This window comes from Bacteroidota bacterium, assembly GCA_018698135.1.
In the GTDB taxonomy this organism is placed as follows: domain Bacteria; phylum Bacteroidota; class Bacteroidia; order CAILMK01; family JAAYUY01; genus JABINZ01.
Genome location: JABINZ010000064.1, coordinates 1 through 2,857 on the forward strand (window position 1 = coordinate 1; position 2,857 = coordinate 2,857).

Genomic DNA, 2,857 nt, shown 5'->3' on the forward strand with positions numbered 1-2,857 from the left:
GTGTTTTTGTAAATATTGTATTTGCCCGTTTTTGTATTTGTATATTTTACCCATATAATGTTTTCCTTATCTTCATCATCATAAACATATTCAATCTTTACATCTGGATTAATATGCCAGTGAATACCTTCTTCTAAACCAAGAGCCGAATGTGTTGGACCTGTTTTCATTTGTAAAATAATATCCCATTCTGAATTGTTATTATCTGCTAGAAAGTTCTTTTGAATCCTCATTTTTCGGGCATAGAATTTTTCGGGCCAATGACATTTTTCACATGTTTCCCTTGCTGGTCGTAAATTGTGCAAAGGTGTCGAAATTGGCTTTGGATACTTTTTAGCTAACACTGAATATACCTGATAAAGCCCTGAAAGTTTTGACCGAACATACCAGTCAGTACCTTCTCCAACATGGCACTCAACACACTTTACACGCGCATGAGGTGAATTTTGGTAAGCTACATATTCAGGTTCCATTACTTTGTGACAAAGTGTGCCACAGAACTCCACCGATTCAGAATAGTGAAAAGCTTCATAACTTCCTATGGATGTGGCAAATAATAGAATGATGGTAAACAACGATACGATTATAAAAGCATTTCTGTGACGGCTAATATTTAAGTCAACATAGGGTAATCTTTTAACATCTGTTTTTTCGCCTCGTTTATCTCTACGCATTTTAGTAAACATACCTATTGGGATAAGGAGCAGACCAATAATCATCAGTCCCGGCAATACGATATAAAGTAGCAAGCCAACATAACTTGCTCCTAAATTAAAAATGATCGATAAAACAAATAATAAAATAATCAGAATAAAAAAGAAGAAAGCAATTAAGGTTCCTACGATTGATAACCAGTTGTAGTAATATTTTGGAAGTTTCATGTTATAATGATTTAATAAATGCTAATGTCAAATATACCTGATTTAAGCAATTAAGTGCTTGATTTCTGACTGACATATATCATGGCTATAGTGATATTAGTATATAATAATATTATGATTTTGTATTGCTTTAAAATCGTGGAATTGTTTTCAGACAATTAGGTATTAATTTAAATTCCATTTTATATTTGTATAAACCAATCATAAATCCTGTTATGAAAACGATAACTTCATTCCTAATACTGATGGTGTTTTTTCAACTTTCGTCCAGATCTCAAAATTGTGCTGACACGAATAATATCTTCACAGTTAGCTTCAATGCAAAGAAATATGAAATAGTAAAAGAGAAAAAAAACTGGACAGAAGCAGCAGCCTGTGCGGTAGAACGGGGAGGTTATTTAGCGGAAATTAATAATTCAGTTGAGCAAGATCTGATTTATGGAACAATAAAGAATAATGCAGGAATATCATCTAACTATACAACAGTTAACGATGGAGGAGGCATTGCATACATTTGGATAGGAGCTACCGATAAGAATACAGAGGGCTCTTGGCTTTGGGATGGTGATGATGATGCAAGTGGTGTTAACTTCTGGAATGGTCAAGGCGGTGCAGGATCAGGTGGAGGAAGTGCAGTAGCTGGATTGTATAATAATTGGGGAGGAACATCAGAGGGAACGGTTAAAGAACCAGATGATTATGCCTCAAATCAAGATGGAGCAGCCATTGCATTAGCAGGATGGCCATCAGGAACAACCTTACTTGGGATCGCAGGAGAGTGGAACGACATAAGTTCTGCAAATACCATTTACTATGTTATTGAATATGACAGTTCAACATCTTCCATGAATGAAATTGAATTGGATGAGGTTTTTATTTATCCGAATCCGGCAACTGAAATTGTGTATATAAGGTCTTCCAGTTTAATTTTTTCTGTTAAGATTATCAATGCCTTAGGCGAGTTTGTTGTTAAAAAAGAAGATATTAATCAAAATTCCATTACACTTCCCTTAAATTCTTTTGATCAGGGCTTTTATTGGGTGAGAATTCAGCATTCCAATTCCATAACAGTTGAACAGCTATTGATTCATTAAATGCCTCGCTCTGGAATAAGTCTGTAACTTTACAAGCAAGTTCTTTGTCAAATAGGCAAAGACACTCAATGTTCAAAGTATGTCAGATTAGAACAAGCCCTGGATTAAGTCTGTGACTTAATCCCTGTAGGAAAAGAAACCAACGAAAAGATCACCAGATTGACAAGGAGAAAATCATCCTATTGAATTGGAATGAATGAACATTCTTTTTAGTTAAAACTTTCATATGGAAACGGTTTCAGTTACAAACTTAAACCAGAGGAGCGACTCAAATGTATCAGCTCTGGATTAAGTCTGTGACTTAATCCCTTCTAAAAGCTAACCAAAAATCTCTCTATTTTGCAAATGAGAATTATTCTTTTGAATTGAAAGAGAGTTTATGATTGAATAGGATTTTTAATTTAAAGCATTCCTCAGCAAGTGGTTTAAGTTGCAAACTTAAACCAGAGGAGCGACTCAAACGTATCTGTAACTAAACAAGATACTTCTTCGTCAAACATGCAAAGACACTCAATGTACAAAGTATGTCAGATTGAAAATGATGCAAAACAGTTGGGGGGAATTCGAAATCTGTCAATCAGTTTTAAATATATCCTCATAGTCTTCTTATTTTTGAACAGCATGAACTCATTCTCACAAGCAATTCAAGAAAAGAAAATCCTCTATTTTATTCCTGGACAGGGTGCTGACGAACGCTTATACAAAAATTTGGAATTAGATAGCTCATTGTATGATGTTCATTATGAAGTTGTTCAAAGTCGAATGTTGATAAAACACCAATGATACCAAAATAAAGATTAATATCATTGGTGTAAAAAAATATATGTTAAGTAAAGGTATAATAAAAAAGAGATCTGTCCAAGACTGAACTTTGGAAATTCA

General features: G+C 34.1%; 3 protein-coding genes. 2 read left to right on the forward strand and 1 reads right to left on the reverse strand.

Annotation, left to right across the window (positions count from 1 at the left end; all coding sequences use genetic code 11):
• Positions 1-881 (reverse strand): cytochrome C (locus HOG71_03860; protein ID MBT5989968.1); only part of this gene is annotated, 881 nt, incomplete at its 3' end.
• 215 nt (positions 882-1,096) lie between these two features.
• Between HOG71_03860 and HOG71_03865 the strand changes: the two genes are divergently transcribed.
• Both HOG71_03865 and HOG71_03870 read left to right on the forward strand, forming a co-directional pair.
• The gene (locus HOG71_03865) at positions 1,097-1,975 is read left to right on the forward strand and encodes a T9SS type A sorting domain-containing protein (protein ID MBT5989969.1); all 879 of its coding nucleotides are present in this window, start codon (positions 1,097-1,099) and stop codon (positions 1,973-1,975) included.
• Positions 1,976-2,488: 513 nt separating this feature from the next.
• Positions 2,489-2,758, forward strand: coding sequence for a hypothetical protein (locus tag HOG71_03870; GenBank protein ID MBT5989970.1), 270 nt, complete (start codon positions 2,489-2,491; stop codon positions 2,756-2,758).
• The last annotated feature ends 99 nt before the right edge of the window (positions 2,759-2,857 follow it).